At 45.0% G+C, this 15,818-nt stretch carries 17 protein-coding genes; 9 read left to right on the plus strand and 8 right to left on the minus strand.

The genetic code is table 11. From position 1 onward, the window contains the following. Positions 1 to 7: 7 nt before the first annotated feature. Genes AC04MM_RS06600 through AC04MM_RS06610 form a run of 3 tightly spaced genes read right to left on the minus strand, consistent with a single transcriptional unit; the run spans position 8 to position 1,442 of the window. Positions 8 to 424: a hypothetical protein gene (locus tag AC04MM_RS06600; protein ID WP_475379539.1), complete on the minus strand. Its 417-nt coding sequence runs from the start codon at positions 422 to 424 to the stop codon at positions 8 to 10. After that, positions 421 to 993 (minus strand): RNA polymerase sigma factor, encoded by a 573-nt coding sequence (locus AC04MM_RS06605; RefSeq protein WP_475379540.1) that lies wholly within the window; start codon positions 991 to 993, stop codon positions 421 to 423. Before AC04MM_RS06605 ends, AC04MM_RS06600 begins: the two co-directional genes overlap by 4 nt. After that, positions 990 to 1,442, minus strand: a complete 453-nt coding sequence (locus tag AC04MM_RS06610) for a Spy/CpxP family protein refolding chaperone (RefSeq protein WP_475379541.1) — start codon at positions 1,440 to 1,442, stop codon at positions 990 to 992. Before AC04MM_RS06610 ends, AC04MM_RS06605 begins: the two co-directional genes overlap by 4 nt. 191 nt (positions 1,443 to 1,633) lie before the next feature. Here AC04MM_RS06610 and AC04MM_RS06615 point away from each other — a divergent pair, with 191 nt between their 5' ends. From AC04MM_RS06615 to AC04MM_RS06630, 4 genes are all read left to right on the plus strand, one after another. Continuing rightward, entirely contained in the window at positions 1,634 to 2,188 is a 555-nt protein-coding gene (locus AC04MM_RS06615) for a hypothetical protein (protein ID WP_475379542.1), read from the plus strand. Positions 2,189 to 2,278: 90 nt separating this feature from the next. Then, on the plus strand, positions 2,279 to 3,460 hold the full coding sequence (locus AC04MM_RS06620) for an acetyl-CoA C-acetyltransferase (protein ID WP_475379543.1): 1,182 nt from the start codon (positions 2,279 to 2,281) through the stop codon (positions 3,458 to 3,460). A gap of 74 nt (positions 3,461 to 3,534) precedes the next feature. Continuing rightward, a complete protein-coding gene (locus AC04MM_RS06625; protein ID WP_475379544.1) occupies positions 3,535 to 3,810 on the plus strand; it encodes a hypothetical protein in 276 nt (91 codons plus the stop codon). Between the two features lie 91 nt (positions 3,811 to 3,901). After that, positions 3,902 to 4,540: a transposase gene (locus AC04MM_RS06630; RefSeq protein WP_475379545.1), complete on the plus strand. Its 639-nt coding sequence runs from the start codon at positions 3,902 to 3,904 to the stop codon at positions 4,538 to 4,540. 48 nt (positions 4,541 to 4,588) lie between these two features. Here the strand turns inward: AC04MM_RS06630 and AC04MM_RS06635 are convergent, their stop codons facing one another. Beyond that, the gene (locus AC04MM_RS06635) at positions 4,589 to 5,869 is read right to left on the minus strand and encodes an HD domain-containing protein (protein ID WP_475379546.1); all 1,281 of its coding nucleotides are present in this window, start codon (positions 5,867 to 5,869) and stop codon (positions 4,589 to 4,591) included. A gap of 326 nt (positions 5,870 to 6,195) precedes the next feature. On the opposite strand from AC04MM_RS06635, the gene AC04MM_RS06640 reads away from it, so the two are divergent. The 3 genes from AC04MM_RS06640 to AC04MM_RS06650 all read left to right on the plus strand — a co-directional run bounded on the left by AC04MM_RS06640 (position 6,196) and on the right by AC04MM_RS06650 (position 8,799). Continuing rightward, entirely contained in the window at positions 6,196 to 7,035 is an 840-nt protein-coding gene (locus tag AC04MM_RS06640) for a flagellin N-terminal helical domain-containing protein (RefSeq protein WP_475379547.1), read from the plus strand. Between the two features lie 273 nt (positions 7,036 to 7,308). Continuing rightward, positions 7,309 to 8,142, plus strand: a complete 834-nt coding sequence (locus tag AC04MM_RS06645; RefSeq protein ID WP_475379548.1) for a flagellin N-terminal helical domain-containing protein — start codon at positions 7,309 to 7,311, stop codon at positions 8,140 to 8,142. A 255-nt stretch (positions 8,143 to 8,397) separates the two neighbouring features. After that, positions 8,398 to 8,799, plus strand: a complete 402-nt coding sequence (locus AC04MM_RS06650) for a hypothetical protein (RefSeq protein ID WP_475379549.1) — start codon at positions 8,398 to 8,400, stop codon at positions 8,797 to 8,799. Between the two features lies 1 nt (position 8,800). Here the strand turns inward: AC04MM_RS06650 and AC04MM_RS06655 are convergent, their stop codons facing one another. Continuing rightward, positions 8,801 to 10,513 carry a hypothetical protein gene (locus AC04MM_RS06655; RefSeq protein WP_475379550.1) on the minus strand — a complete coding sequence of 571 codons (1,713 nt, stop codon included), beginning with the start codon at positions 10,511 to 10,513 and terminating at the stop codon, positions 8,801 to 8,803. Positions 10,514 to 10,628: 115 nt separating this feature from the next. On the opposite strand from AC04MM_RS06655, the gene AC04MM_RS06660 reads away from it, so the two are divergent. Continuing rightward, complete coding sequence (locus AC04MM_RS06660) at positions 10,629 to 11,906, plus strand: acetyl-CoA C-acetyltransferase (protein ID WP_475379551.1); 1,278 nt, start codon at positions 10,629 to 10,631, stop codon at positions 11,904 to 11,906. A gap of 17 nt (positions 11,907 to 11,923) precedes the next feature. Here AC04MM_RS06660 and AC04MM_RS06665 read toward each other — a convergent pair whose 3' ends face one another. From AC04MM_RS06665 to AC04MM_RS06675, 3 genes are read right to left on the minus strand one after another with little or no spacing between them, the layout of a single operon-like run. Further along, the gene (locus tag AC04MM_RS06665; RefSeq protein ID WP_475379552.1) at positions 11,924 to 13,054 is read right to left on the minus strand and encodes an SDR family NAD(P)-dependent oxidoreductase; all 1,131 of its coding nucleotides are present in this window, start codon (positions 13,052 to 13,054) and stop codon (positions 11,924 to 11,926) included. Positions 13,055 to 13,110: 56 nt separating this feature from the next. Beyond that, positions 13,111 to 13,482 (minus strand): response regulator transcription factor, encoded by a 372-nt coding sequence (locus tag AC04MM_RS06670; RefSeq protein WP_475379553.1) that lies wholly within the window; start codon positions 13,480 to 13,482, stop codon positions 13,111 to 13,113. A 12-nt stretch (positions 13,483 to 13,494) separates the two neighbouring features. Beyond that, positions 13,495 to 15,099 carry a PAS domain-containing sensor histidine kinase gene (locus AC04MM_RS06675; protein WP_475379554.1) on the minus strand — a complete coding sequence of 535 codons (1,605 nt, stop codon included), beginning with the start codon at positions 15,097 to 15,099 and terminating at the stop codon, positions 13,495 to 13,497. 69 nt (positions 15,100 to 15,168) lie between these two features. Between AC04MM_RS06675 and AC04MM_RS06680 the strand changes: the two genes are divergently transcribed. Then, a complete protein-coding gene (locus AC04MM_RS06680) occupies positions 15,169 to 15,804 on the plus strand; it encodes a hypothetical protein (protein WP_475379555.1) in 636 nt (211 codons plus the stop codon). Positions 15,805 to 15,818: the final 14 nt, after the last annotated feature.

Genomic DNA, 15,818 nt, shown 5'->3' on the forward strand with positions numbered 1-15,818 from the left:
TTAACTGCTAGAAACCAGCTAAGGTTAAATATTCCTCACCAATGTCCAGAGTTGGAACACTTTCTTCGCTGAAATCGTCATCTTCTTCGTTTACAGCAGTCGCTGCAATTTTAGGAGCAGCTTCAGAGGCTGGCTTTAACTCTGGTTCAACTGCAGGTTTTATCGCAGCCACAGGAGTTACCGGTAGCTCCGGAGCCATCACCGGACCCGTTGATAAAAATTGAAACATAAATATACTGGCGGCCAGACCTGTGGCCAGCCAAAGCCAAACCGTATTCGGTGACGATTCTGCGTCTTCATTTTTGATTTTTAATTTACGCATCAGTGCATTGAGCTCGCCTGAATCAGCTTGAGGTGCCTGCGGCTGATTTTGTTTAAGAAATGATTTTAAATCATCGTCATTCATATTATTAAATTTGCTCATAACGACCTCTTTAGCTGACTCTTTTTTTCTGACAGTTCAGAAATAAATTGTCGTAAATGTTCTTTGGCGTAGTGAAGTCTTGATTTCACCGTGCCTTCAGAAAGTTCTAAAACGCTGGCGATTTCGGCCAAAGACAGTTCATGAATTAATGCCAGCACCACAACGGTTCGGTGCTCTACGCTTAAAGCCATCAGGCTTTCCGACACCAGCTCGCGGTTGGCTAAGTCGGCTTCGATATCACTGTCGCCGGCTTTTGTTGCTAACAACGCATCGCTTGCTGTCGGGTGTCTTTTTTCGCTGCGTAAATGATCTAAGGCGATATTTACGGCGATCCGGTAAATCCACGATGACAATTCTGACTCTTTGCGGAACTCGGTTTGTTTGTTCCACACGCGGATAAAAGTTTCCTGCACCAGATCACTTAAATGCAAAGGACCGGCAATCTGAAAGATTACCGATCGCACCAGTTTTTGGTATTTGTTGTATAAATCAGAGAACTGTTCAGATTCGCTTTTCGCTGATTTAGAAAACAAGTTAGTTAAGGAAACTACCGCGGCGTTGATTTTCATTCTTTACCGATCAAAGTTTTAAATTTCGCACGCTGCTCAGGTGTTAATACCGAGCGGATCAGAAGAATATGTTCAAAGCGGGTTTTCGCGTAATCTTCCTGCACCTTTTGCAGAGCTGCGAATTTTTCGCGGATGGTTTCATCACTGGCATCACTTTTTAACGCCTCTTTCAGATCTTTGTGAGCCTGTTCCATCGCCTCTTGCTTTTTCTTCATCACGTCTTTGCCGTGTGTGGCTTTCATTTCTTTAAGCTTGGTTTTTTGCTCGTCAGTCAGATTAAGCTGTTCTTTGATCTTTTTTAAGTTGCCGTAAATATGTTTGCCATGATGACCATGTCCACCGTCGCGGCCCTCTTTTTTTCCGGCTTCAGCCAGTGGGGAAAGTAAAAATGCCATCATGAATGCAGCCACCAGGGCTGAAGTTTTAAATGATTTTGAAGAAGAGGGCATATTAAAGCTCCTTTAAGTTATTTTGCACATTAGACGGCGCGGGTGCGCAAAAGGTTCATTTAATTATTAAATATTTTATTAGCTACAGGTGTCGAGAGCTTAAACAGGGTGTCTCATAATGTGCCTATTAGATCGAATAAGACGCATTGCCACCACGATTTCGTGGCCTGGGACTTGAATAGATATCTGGTATGGTAAACAAAGGCATTTTAACCATTTTAACCGTGATGATAGGTCTGAGTTTTGGCTCTTTGGCCCAGGCCCGCGTAAAACTGGAGAATACCAAAAAATTGATCCTACCGGAAAAGACCGGGGCCGATTCTTTGGCCGATGTATTTACGACTGAAATTTTGCCGACGAGCGTAGCTCCGGGTGAAACCTCAGAGTCATTTTTAACGAAAATGGCCGATAACAGTTTATCTTTATACTGGAAGCATTCGCCGCTACGCCATTCTGCTGCCGGAAAAGCGGTAGAAACCGCCGAGAAAAAATTAAATGTAGAAGCTGTTTACCAGGACGATAACCAAGTCAGTCACCGTTTTAATTTTAAAGTTTTAGCCATTCAGGCCTTAGCTAAAATCCAGTACACTGGCTGGGTTAATGCCGCTCTTAATTACGATCTAAAAGCTGCGCGCGCAGCAGCAGAGGTCTCAGAAGCCATTTCAGATAAAAATGATTTAGTGGTTTCGCATGAAATGTCGAACACTGAACAAAAGTCTGCCGTATCATTAAAGTGGAAGTGGTAAAAGGTGCCAGGCCTTTTTCGCTACACTTATATTTGAATTAAAAATTACTGTTCATTGCCATCCCGGCAAAAACAAGCCATCATTATTTTCATGGAAAAAATATATTTAGTATCAGGAAAAAGAACAGCCTTTGGATCATTCGGTGGCGGTTTAAAAGATGTATCTGCCACAGATTTAACTGTAGCAGCAGGGAAAGCGACACTTGAAGCAGCCGGAGTTACTGCCGATAAAATCGATCAAACTATTATCGGTAATGTGGTGCAAAGCGGAGCCGATGCAGCTTATGTCGCCCGTCATGTGGGATTAAAACTGGGCGTACCGGTTGATCGTGGTGCATATATCGTAAATCGTTTATGTGGTTCTGGTTTTCAGTCGATCGCTAACGCGGCAGAGATGATTTTAATGGGCCATGCTCAGTGTGTTTTGGCTGGCGGTGTTGAGCAGATGTCGCAGATTCCTTATGTGGCCAGAAAAGTCAGATTTGATGGTATGCGCATGGGTAACTTTGAATTAGAAGATGCAATGACTTCAGCTCTGACTGATGCTTACACCGGAACACCCATGGCGATCACCGCAGAAAACCTAGGTGAGATGTACGGCATCACCAGACAACAATGTGATGAGTATTCGGTATTAACTCAAGCCAAATACAAAAAAGCTCTGGATGCGGGTTTATTCAAAGACGAAATCGCCGCTGTAAAAGTGACGACAAAAAAAGGTGAGGTCATTATTGATAAAGATGAGCACCCAAAGCCTGAAGTGACCTTAGAAAAAATTGCGACGATGAAATCTATGTTTAAAAAAGACGGTTTGGTGACTGCAGCAACAGCTTCGGGAATCGTAGACGGCGCAGCCACATCACTTATCGCGAGTGAATCATTTGTTAAAGCTCACGGCTTAAAACCGCTGGCGCGCATTCACTCATGGGCTGCTGTTGGTTGTGATCCGAAGATCATGGGTATTGGCCCGGCACCGGCAGCGCGTAAAGCCTTAGAGCGTGCAGGTCTTACGTTAGAGCAAATGGATTTAGTCGAAGTAAATGAAGCTTTCGCGGCTCAGTATTTAGCCGTTGAGAAAGAATTAAAATTAAACAAAGAAAAAACCAACGTACGTGGTGGAGCGATCGCGGTCGGGCATCCGCTGGCGGCATCGGGAACACGTATCATGAACTTACTGGCGTATGAATTACAAAAACGTAATGCCAAGTATGCCTTAGGTTCGGCCTGTATCGGCGGCGGTCAAGGTATCGCCATGATCATCGAACGCGTTTAGGGGTGCCAGGCCTTTTTCGCTACACTTAAAATCGATCTGAAGTATGGACATAGTCCGAATTATAGGGATTATTTATGCGAAAATTATTATCTATATATATCCTGCTATTTTTAAGTGTAGCCTTGGCTGAGTCTGGACCACCACCCGAAAAGGCGATCTGGAGAACTTGCAAGAAGTCTGCAGAATGTGTAGTTGCTGCGGGAGCCTGCGGCCCTGAAGCTGTAAATCAAAAGTATAAAAAAGTATTTGAAGAGCACGCAAAAACATTAAAGCCATTCGTTGATTGTATGCCCCCAGAAGACACGGTTCGCAAAGCTGTTTGTGTAAAAAAGAAATGTGTTCTCGAGTAGAAGATAATTCCGGATATCGAACGTAAGTCGAGATGAATCAGTAATCATTTATCACGCGATCTTGTATTCGCATTGCAACTTCCTCTGAACTATGGGTCGTGCAAAAGCCATACTGCAAAACGAATATCCGTACACAATTTCCGCCAGATGCATTAACAAAGAGTGGTTCAATGTACCTCTACCTTTGGTCTGGAACATATTCTGTGAAAATTTAACAGTAGTGCACGAAACTTACGGTATGCAGATCCATAGTTTTGTGATGATGACCAATCACTTTCACCTGTTAGCATCGACTCCAAACGCCAACATCAGTAAATGCATGCATCAATTTATGACCCGATCAAGTAAGTCTCTCACCCGTGTAGGTAACCGTATTAACGAAACTTTTGCTGGTAGACACTTTAAGTGTGTTCTGGATGAGTACAGTTACTACATGAATGCCTATAAATATAATTATCGAAATCCGGTTGCTGCACAAATATGTGAAAAAGTTGAAGATTACCCTTTTAGTACACTAAGTATGAAGCTTGGATTAACAGAGAAGAAAATTCCCTACCTCGAAGATAGTCTTTTAGATGCTGACAGGGAAGGTGTATTGCGCTGGTTAAATCGAACACCGGATCCTGTAGCATGGGAGGCCGCAAGAACTGGCTTTAAGCGCCCCATTTTTAAATCTAAAAATCGCAGAAATAGTACGTTGCCAATTATCGGTCCAAAAGATTTGATCTAAGACGCGTACGTCAGATCAAATATAAGTGTAGCAAAAAAGGCCTGGCACCTAATAGCGTTCTTCGGATAGGATTTTTTTGGCTAGATCGAAGTTTTCTGGGGCTACGTATACGCGGTCGATCATGCGTGAGCCTTCGTATTTCTGAAAGATCTGGGTCGCATTGGTGATCGGCGATGGTTTATCCCATTTGTCGTACTGATCAACTACGTAGATATTCATATCGTTTTCTGAAATCGTCTGATGGTACTTTGATAAACGCACCTGCGAGCTGGCCCAGATTGAATGGATCTCGGCCTTGGTTAAAAGCTTGCGCACATCTTCGACCCGACTAGCGTCCTGATTGTGCAACTCAATTGCCACACGGTACGGTTTACGGTCAGAAATGCGCTTAGCCCATTGGTTGGAAACCGTATCTAAGTGTTCATACAGTTTGTAGTCCGTATACGGAATATAATTTTCAATTTCTGCGGGAATTTTAAAAGTAGCTTCGTTAGAACCTAAGTACAGGTTCAGCATTTCATCGTAAATAATGCTCTTATGGTGGAAGTAAACCATAAGGTACATGTGATGGCGCGAAATCAAAAAATCGTCAAAGGCATAGAGCGCCCGGCGGTTTAAAGCCAGGTAAGCATTATGGTCTTTAATGTGTAAAGTTAAATTCTGCACAAGCCAGTCACGGTCAATTTTTCCGTAGTTGATGCCGCAGAAATAAGAATCGCGCTCTAAGTAGTCCATACGGTCAGCGTCTAGTTCGCTCGATACAATTTGGCTTAAGAGAGGTCTGAAATTGATAATACCGTCAGTAAAAACGTCGGGGTCACACTTTAATCCTTTATCGATGAGGCAGGCCACATGTAACGGATCAATATCTGAATAATATTTTTTGATGATATCAGCAATATGAGAATCGGTTACGAACTTAATCGTATAATCTTCATGGTTGGCCTGACGGTTTTGATCGATGCCCTGTTCTTCATAAAGTTTGATTTTTAGTTTCGAAAGTTCAGGCATTACCTGCTCAGTCGTGTGAGATAACGGGCCGTGGCCCACATCATGAAGTAGCGCTGCAAGTTTTACCAATTGTCTGAAGCGAATTTTATTGGAATGTTTTAGCGGATACGCTCTAAAGATACTGTCAAACACCAATCCGGCAACATAGCTCACACCGATCGAATGAATAAATCGATTGTGTGTAGCCCCTGGAAAACTGAACTCTGAAAAGCCTAATTGTTTGATCTCTCTAAGACGCTGAAATTCAACCGATTCGATGATCGCTTCTTCGCCGTCTGAGAGATAAATACTACCGTGAATGGGATCGCGTATTTCCATATATGGAATAGCAAATTACAACGTCCTAACCCCGCGAGTCACTAAAAAACGGTTAAAAAACCGCCACTAACTTTAGACCTGAAATGTGAAAATAGTTTTGTCAGGACGTGTTTAATTGCATTACAGGACAGACTTAAGGCCAAAAATGAACTTATTTGAAACAAGTGTCTCAAGTTTTCTCAGGATGATCCGAAAAAGTGTACAAGAGTAATACGATTCTGAGAATTCACGGATGGATTCTCAAAACAAACCGCCTCGGTGTGAAACGAAGTGAGACAGGAGTCTTACAAAGTAGTTAAACCCGGGACAACTTCACGGAGGAAGTTATGGGATTAAGAATTGGTACAAATGTTACGGCACTAAATGCGCAAAAGGCATTATGGGGCACGAAGAACAAAATGGATACTGCGATGTCTAGATTGTCTTCAGGAAACAGAATCAACAAAGCATCTGACGATGCAGCGGGATTAGCGATTTCTGAAAACATGAAAGCTCAGATGAGAGGTCTAAAGCAAGCGAACAGAAACGCGCAAGACGGTATCTCTCTAATTCAGACCGCAGAGGGTGCATTGAGTGAAGTAAGTAACATGCTCATTAGATTACGTGAATTAGGGGTGCAGGCAGCATCTGATACGATTGGTGATCGCGAACGTGGACTAGCTAATATTGAGTACTCTCAATTATTAGAAGAGATCGACCGCATCACAGGAAGCACAGAGTTTAACGGAACGCCATTACTTAACGGGACGGGCGGATTACTGGACTTCCAAATCGGTGTAAAGAACTCGGTAGATTTTGACCGTATTTCTTTTAACGCCGCTCAGGCCGACGCAGGATCGACGGCACTGGGACTGGATTTGACGAATATTCTAGATAAGACTTCGGCACAGAATTCTTTATCTAGTATTGATACAGCGATCAACCAAGTGAATGAGTTGAGAGCGGGTTTCGGAGCGATTCAAAACAGATTGAACTCAACTGTTGAAGGATTGCAAACAAACTTAGAGAACTTGTCAGCATCGAACTCACGAATCAGAGATGCGGACATCGCGGACGAGAGCACAGAGTTAGCGAAACAGAATATTCTTCTGCAAGCTGGTACCTCAGTGTTAGCGCAAGCGAACCAACAACCGGGCTTAGCGCTACAGTTGTTGAACAAAGGTTAGAACTATCCGGAAGGATCTGAATAGTTTGAACTTTGAGTAACGGATAGAACTCACGAAAGTGGGTGTCAGACAAGGGAGTAATCTCTCTGAAAAAAGTTTGATGAACAGGACAAATCCGTATTGGAATTTGTCTACTGGATGGAGTCGTGTAAGCGGCGAAATCCGGGTAGCAGTAATGCTATTAGTGTATGTATTAAAATTTTAAGCCGAACGGACTCGGCCTTAACCAAGGAAAGGGACATTCAAGGATGAATACATTACAAGGAGGATAAAATGGGGATGCGTATTGCAACCAACGTAGCCGCGCTGAATGCAGGTAAGAACCTGTACTCGCTAGGCATCAAACAAAACACTTCGATGGCACGTCTATCATCGGGGTTCCGTGTAAACCAAGCAGCAGATGATGCCGCAGGTTTAGCAATCTCTGAGAATATTAAAGCTCAGATCAGAGGCCTTAGACAAGCCAACAGAAATGCGAACGATGGTATTTCATTAGTTCAAGTTGCCGAAGGTGGCTTGCAGGAAATGGCCAACATGTTAGTTCGTTTGCGTGAGCTAGGTGTGCAAGCTTCTTCAGACACGATCTCTGATCGTGAGAGACAGCTGACAAACATCGAGTACCAGCAGCTCAAAGAAGAGATGCAGCGTATAGCTCAATCGACAAAATTTAATGGTACGCCATTATTAAATGGTACAGGCGGAGTTCTGGATATCCAAATTGGTACACAGAACGATCCAAGTCTAGACCGGATTAGCTTCATCAGTGATCAGGCGAATGCAACTCTCGAATCGTTGCAAATTACTGACGCTAATGTGGCGAGTAAAGAGTCTGCACAATTAAGCTTAGCATCTATAGATAACGCGATTAACAACGTGAACTCTATTCGTGCAAACTTAGGTGCATTCCAGAATCGTTTACAATCAACTTCTCAGAATTTAGCAACATCTGAGGAAAACTATGCAGCAGCGAACTCTCGTATCCGTGATACAGATATCGCAGCCGAGTCGACAGAATTAGCGAAGAACAACGTTCTTATGCAAGCTGCGACCTCAGTATTGGGACAAGCCAATACACAAACTCAACTAGCGCTTAAGTTATTAGGCTAAAGTAGTTGAAAGTTACGTAGATACATTTTTCCAAAATCCTTGGGATGAGCAGGCCTTGAGATGGGCTTAAGGCCTGCGAGTCTTTCAAACGGAGCAGAAAAGTGTGACTAAATATTGTGAATTCATGTGAAGTGTTACTGGACCTTAGTACAGTGTTATGTGTTTGTGAGAAGAAGTAGTGCATAGATATGCATGATTTTTCGTAGTTTGTCGTTTAAACTTTCTTAAGTTTTCTAAAAGTCTTAAGGAGTTACAATGTTTAAAGCGACGTTTTTACTTTCGTTTCTATTTCTATCATCGGCATTCGCCGCTAATCCGACTTATAAATTAAATATCGATCTTACTTTGAACGGCAGGCATGTCGCATCTCAGGGTTTAATCGTTAATCATGGTGAGAAATCCGAAATCCAGCAAAAGTCAGCAGCCGGTAACGGCAGTTTTATCGAAGTGACGCCAGAAGAAGTTGATGGCGAAGCGGGTAAAGTGCATATCAAGTTTACCGTGGGTATGATCAGCAAAGGCGTGCGCCAGATTTTATCAACACCGGAAATTATCGTGAGTGAGGGTAAAACCGGGTCAATCACAGTTGGTGAAGACGATGGTCCGGATAGTTTTACCCTGACGGTGTTAGCTAAGCGCCAGCCGACAAAAAAATAATCTACTTAAATAATATATTAGTTGTGGTTGTCAGGCTTACCGTAAAAGCCGAACTGCCGGGGTTAGACGGATGATCGATCTGCCCCTGCGACCGTAAACTCAAGGTCGTATTTGTACCCACCGCCGTCGTACTTACGCCGATATAATAAATCTTGCGGTAGTCATCAAAGAAATTGGCCGCATAATTCTGATTACATAAATTATTATTAAAAACTGCTACGTCGGGATGGTTAAAGCCCGCTGGAAACGAAAGGCTGATTTGTCCGTCAGTGACCACGGCGGCCCCTTTTTCGTTTTCAATCAGTACATGAAACGGACCAAAACAACCCGGGGTATTGGCCGGTAACGACGGCGGTAGTTCGGGGCGAAGAAACGTTGGATTATATGATCCACCGACCACTTGCACGGTGTATTTTGCGGCAAGGCTTGATGCGGTGGTTGTCGGCGTTAACGAGATAAATGTTGTGGTAAAGACATCCTGGGTAAAACGCATTGAAAAATTGAAGCTGGTGTCCGGTGTAATGGAATGGGTCGTGCCGTCGGCGAGCATAGTGTTACTGCAGAATTTTTCAGGAAAAATTTGACCTTGGATATCGGCGTAGTTTGGGGTGTAGGCCGAGCCGCTGACCGTGGTTTTATCCACGGTTTTGAAAAGTCCCAACATGTTGTAGCACATATCTGCGATCACACGGCGGGCTCCGAAGATCTCAAGTGAAGTGGTGGTGTTCTGAGCGATCGGCATCACATCAGAAGTAAATTCAGGGTAAGTCGATTGTGGCGCATTCACGCCGGATTTGATTTTAAATCTAAAGCCGGTTGCCGAAGCTGCTGCGGTCGAATTAAAAAATACTGCAAGATTGCGGGTATTGGCAGCTACCGAAAATTCAGACGGTAAGGTGCCGGTACAATCTGGGTTAGTATAGGCCGCAAATGTCGTAAACGGACCGACTGAGTTATCGGCATAAACTTCGGCCCGTTCTAAAATCATATTTTGCGCTGCGATGGTCGGGCCGTTGCGTCCCTGGCCATCAAGAAATGCAATGTTGACACCGTTACATGCGTTGTATTGCAAAATGTTGTACGGAAAAAAATCTTTTTGTACCTTTGCGTGGGTCGGCAGTATGCGGCCGCGGCCTGAAGGAGAATCGGGGCCGGAGCACTCACCAATGCGCGGGCTGGTGCTGGTAAATGCTGTGCCGGCTGCAGCAAGTTTTATCGGTATGCTGACTTCGGTGCTGGGTTGTAAATCAATTTGTGAGGATTCACCGACAATAAATAACTGTGACGTGTAATCCTGTGACAGGTTGGGATCACCGAAATCCATACACGCCGAAAGTGGATCGGCTTTTACCCCCAGTAAAGTAAATTGGCGCTTGCTGCCGGCAGGAATTCTTAAGGTGATTGAGCGGCCACTCGGCACAAGGCCTACCGTTAAGCCGATTTTTTTCGGTACGGCCACATTGGCGTTAGCGGCATCGACTACCGGACAACTGGTACGGCTTAATTGCGCATCCGGGCCCGAGACCATCACCGCAAAACAATTTACTTCGTCAATAGTTGCCGGCGCGGAAGCAACTCGCTGATACAAGTTTTCTGCACTTCGGCCAGATAAATCCGGCAGGGTAAAAGTAACTGTGGTTAAGTCGTGGTTTTCTTTTTTCTGACAGCCCAAGACAAACAGCAAACAGCAAGCTAAAATAGATGTAAATCTCATAGCTTACAGTATGACGTAGAAGATCAGCTTATGACAAACCGCTTAAGACCAAGGTCGGTAAATAAAGTTTTTGTCAGCAGGTGACTCGCGCCTTAAGAGTGTTACCATTAAGGGTATGAAAACTGCAAATAACCAAGTCTTTATTTTAGGAAGTTCACGCATCCCTTTTGCCAAAAGCCAGACGGCCTATGCCGATGTGACCAGAAAAGAATTAATGGTGGCCGCCTTAAACGGCTTGATCCGCAAAAATAACTTACAGGGAAAATTTATCGGTGATACGGCTTTAGGTTGTTTGATGAACAGTTCAGCCGACTGGAATCTGGCGCGAGAGTGTGTTTTAGAAACCGAACTTGATCCGAATTCGCCGGCGTACAACACACAGCGCGCCTGTGCGACCAGTTTAGATAACGTCTGGCAGATTGCGATGAAGATTCATACTGGGGCGATCGAATTAGGTATTGCCGGCGGTGTAGATACCAACAGTGATTTTCCGATCGAAGTTTCTGATAAGTTCAGAAAATTTTTAATGAAGATGAATAATGCCAAAACCTTCGGGCAGCGAATGGCGGCATTGTCTTCGGCCTCAATTGGTATGTTTAAACCACGCGCGGCCTCGGTGACTGAACCGCGAACCCTCATGTCGATGGGCCAGCACTGTGAATTAATGGCCAAAGAATGGAAAATTGCCCGTGAAGATCAGGACGAAGTCGCTTTTAACAGTCATATCAACGGCGCAAAGGCGTATGATGCGGGCTTTTTTGATGATCTGGTTATTCCTTTTCACGGTTTAACCCGCGATGCTACTTTGCGCGCAGATACCAGTAAAGAAAAACTAGCTAAACTAAAACCTTCATTTGATCCGGTAAACGGTACCCTGACTGCAGGTAACAGCTCACCGTTAACCGACGGGGCAGCCAGTGTGTTACTCGGAAGCGAATCAGCTGCGCAAAAACTTGGGTTGTTTCCGATGGCCAAAGTTATTGATGTGCAGCCGGCAGCGGTAGATTTTGTGCACGGTGCAGGTCTTTTAATGGCGCCGACCAAAGCGGTATCACAGCTTCTTACGCGCAATCAGTTAACATTTAAAGATTTTGATTATTTTGAAATTCATGAAGCCTTTGCCGCACAGGTCCTGTGTAATTTAAAAGCGTGGGAGTCTGCGGAATACTGCAAAAACGTATTAGGATTAAAGGCACCGATCGGTGCCATTGACCGTTCGAAAATGAACGTGGTCGGAAGCTCGGTGGCGATGGGACATCCATTTGCCGCAACCGGCGCACGCATCACCGGTACACTTGCAAAATTGCTTGCCAGTGGCGGCAAAAAACGTGGCCTTATTTCGATCTGTACCGCAGGCGGTATGGGTGTGGCTGCAATTTTAGAATCGGTCTAGTTCAGCTACGCAGCCGTCTAATGCAGTAGTCCCATATTTTCTTTGGCATCGTACTTCGGCGTTTGATTAGAATCTTTTTCTGCTTTCTGCGCCGAAGATTTAAACGCTTTAGTTAAAATCGAACGGTCAAAAATTTCGCGCGATTGTGCGCCGGTTTTATATTCGCCGGATTGTCCCTGTGGCATTAAGCGGTTTAGCAACACCAAAGTGTAAGCAACCAGCTCCGGAAAGAACGATGCCAGTGCAAAACGTAGTTTCGCCGGTAGAAACGGCATCAATTCAAAACGACGTTCACGGGCCGCTTCGATAATTTGCTTGGCGGCATCTGTTAGTGCGGTCGAAAAACCGGGTAGCACATCAGCCGACTGAAACCAGGCAAATTCTTTTTCGTGCTCACCCTTAAACACGGCCTGGATCGGTGATCCGGTGCGCATCAGACCAGGATAAATTGTCGTCACCGAAATATCTTCATCGTAAAGTTCGGTCGCCAGCCCCTGCGAAAAACCTGACAAGGCAAACTTAGAGGTGTCATAGGGTAGCATGTGCGGTACGGCCACACGCCCGCCCATCGAGCAGATATTGACGATACGTTTACCGCTTGTTTTTTGGCGTAAGAACGGAAGCGCAATGCGGATTGCATTCATCGTCGCATACAGGTGAATCTTCATTTGCGCTTCAAAATCCTGCAGGGTCATGCTCTCCCATGGACCGACCACGATGGCTCCGGCGTTGTTAATCAGGAGGTCGATGCCGTCGTAAAGATCTGCGGCTTCATGAATCGCCGAACTTAACTGGACGTTATCGGTGACATCACACGGAATAATGTGCACTTGTCCGCGGTTTAATTTTTCGAGTTGGCTCTTGGCGCGTTTAAGCTCGTCTTCATCACGGGCAAGCAGAGTCACGTTGCAGTTTTCGTTAACCAGCTGGCGTGCCAACGCCAAGCCTAAGCCGCGTGAGCCGCCGGTGATAACGGCGGATTGGCCCCGGAACGAATCTGGGTTGGTCGAATCAATCAGAATGCGCGTTAACAGGTAACCGCTGGCCAGCGCCGGTAACACCGCCAGACGTTTTCTTTTGGTGCGGAGTAGGGCTAATGTCCCTAAACCACAAAGCATTAAAAGTTCGTTTTTGACTCTTGTACGCATAAACACCTCGTAATTTTAACTACGAGCTGACTTTGCATATCTTAGGCCCGTTGATTTTAGACCTTGTTCTGGATTTCTTTGATGGTGAGCAACAATTTATCTAAAGCAATGGGCTTACGGATAAATTTAACAATCTGGGTGCGGGCTGTTTCTTCGATATCAGTTGCGGCAGACAGTAAAATGATCGGCACCGGATTTTTTTGGTGTAAATCGCGCTTTTTCATTTCGGCCAGCATCTCGTAGCCGTTCATGACCGGCATCATTAGATCTAAAAGAATCATCAGCGGCTTTTCTTTTTGCATAAATTCGATCGCCTGTTTGCCGTTAGAGGCCGATGCGACTTCGAAATTTTCCATCTCGAGAAAAGCTTTAAGGTTGTCCTGAATGTCAATGTCATCTTCAACTAAAAGAATTTTGCTATTAATCATATAAATTCAGACTCAGTGTGCGGGAATATTTACGATAAAACAAGCTCCTTCACTCGGAGCACTCTGGACAATGATCGTTCCCTGGTGGGCCTGCACGATTTGCTGTGAAATGTAGAGACCTAATCCCAGGCCACTGATGTTCTTTGCGGCAACGGCCCGTTCAAAGCGCGCAAAAATACGCTGCTGATTTTCTTTGGCGATGCCCATACCCTGATCGCTTACTGTAAGAGAAATTTCGCTGCCGTGCTGGCTTAATGTTATTGTGACCGGTTTGCCTTCGCCGTATTTAATGGCATTGGTTAACAGATTGGTCAGTACCTGCTCCATGCGAAAGCGGTCAATATTGGCAGTGATATCCTTTTCAAGCTTGCAGATGATTTCATTGCCGCTTTGTTTGATTAAGTCATGCAGGGATTCTAAAGTATCTTCAACCAGGGTGTTGAGCGAGGTCGGCACTTTTTCAAGATTTAGTTTTCCAAGCGAGATACGCGATATATCCAGCATATCTTCGATCAGTTTAGTTAAGCGGTCGGCCTGTTTGTCGATCTGACCGACAAATTTTTTCATGCGGGCTTCGCTGTAGGCGTGCGGGTCATTTTTGGCTGCAGCGATCTGGGTCATTTGGGTCTGCAGCTTGATGCTGGTTAGCGGTGTTTTTAATTCGTGTGAAGCAATCGAGATAAATTCGTTGCGGATACGTAACGCTTCCTGCGAGGCTTCAAAAAGAATTTTGGTCTGTTCGTTTTTTTTGCGGTCTGTGATGTCCTGAATGGCTACGACCCGGCCGATAACGCCATCTTTAAGCAGATGTTTTTTAGCGCGAATCTCGATCGGAAAGTGGGTGCCGTCTTTTCTAATGCCGACAGCCTCGTAAGCTGAATCTTTTTGTTGGGCGATATTTGCGGCAGCCTGTTGCCCTGATTCATAACTGCACATGGTGTAGATACTTTTTCCCAGAAGTTCCTGACGGCTATAGCCGAACATTTTTGCCATCGATTCGTTAACATCTAACAAAAATTCACCATCATGCAGGCCGATACCCTCAAAGGCTGAATCAATAAGGCGACGCACCTGCATGGCGTTGTCACGGACCTGGTTCATCAAATTTAAGCGCGAGCGTAAACCGGCAAAAGCGACACCTAAAATCGTCAGAATGCCGGGTAAGAACAGCGTATTTTTTAAATTGGGGCTGGCGTAATCTATCGCAACCGATAAGACAATGACGAAGGCGATATAGCTAATCAGTGAGCGCATGGTCTGCATCAGGGCCGCAATGGCGATGACCGCCATATAACATCCCCAAACCCAGGCGATATCGATACGGTTGTGATAAAACAAATAATAAAAATGCAGCGTTGCAGTCCAGGCAGCAAAAGAAAACCAGCACTCGATATTTTTTCTGACTGGTTCAGAAAAATAAGTCGCAAGATACACGCCCCAAAAACCCATCACCGCGGCAAAGCGGCTTAAGAACGGGTTAAATGAACCGGGCAGCAGAGCTTCAACCGCAAAATACCAGGAAAAATAAAATGCTCCGGCTACAAGCATAACCATACGGTAGTAATTCAGTGATGTATCTTCATCTAGATTGTAAGGCAGTTCAGCCTTTTGGTTCATGGCATTTTCCTTGCTCGGTTAATTCAACTTAAAATTATCATCGTCCGCCGATGGGGAGGAGAATTATTTATGAAGCTATTGATAAGTCTAGTTATTTTTACCGCGCTGGCAACTCTTATGCTGAGCTGTGTGACAACATCTACGGGGCAAAACACGACCTACGAGGTGAGCGGTGAAGTTGATCGTTTTATTACCACCGCCGAGGGAGAGGTTGACGGTTTTATTTTAACCGACGGTATGCAGGTTCGTTTTCCCGGTCATATGTCAAAGGCGGTCACCGATGGTGTGGCGGTCGGTGATACGGTGACCGTTAAGGGAGAAGAAAGTACAACCAATTCAATGTGGGCCGAGCATATCATCACACCGAAAAATGCCAAAGAAATTACGATCGCCGCCAGAGCCAAAGGTAAATTGCTTGCGCCTCGCAAAGAGCGCGAGAAGGCCTATCGTAATTTAACCAGTCTTACTGTCAGCGGCGAAATCGAAACGTTGTTGCGGGAGCCCTCGGGGGAAGTCTCTGGGTTTGTTTTAACCGAAGGTTCGGTTGTACGTCTACCGGTTGATATCAGAACCCCGGCTCAGGCTTACGATATCGGCCAGTATGTTGAAGTCATGGGTTATGGCAGCGAAAACAAATTCGGTAAATCTGTCGAAGCCTCTTCAGTACAGCGCCAGCCCAGTGAATACGAAATTGACTACGAGTAAGACCTGTGAGCAGA

The sequence above is a fragment of the Bdellovibrio sp. SBM16 genome (assembly GCF_056175625.1).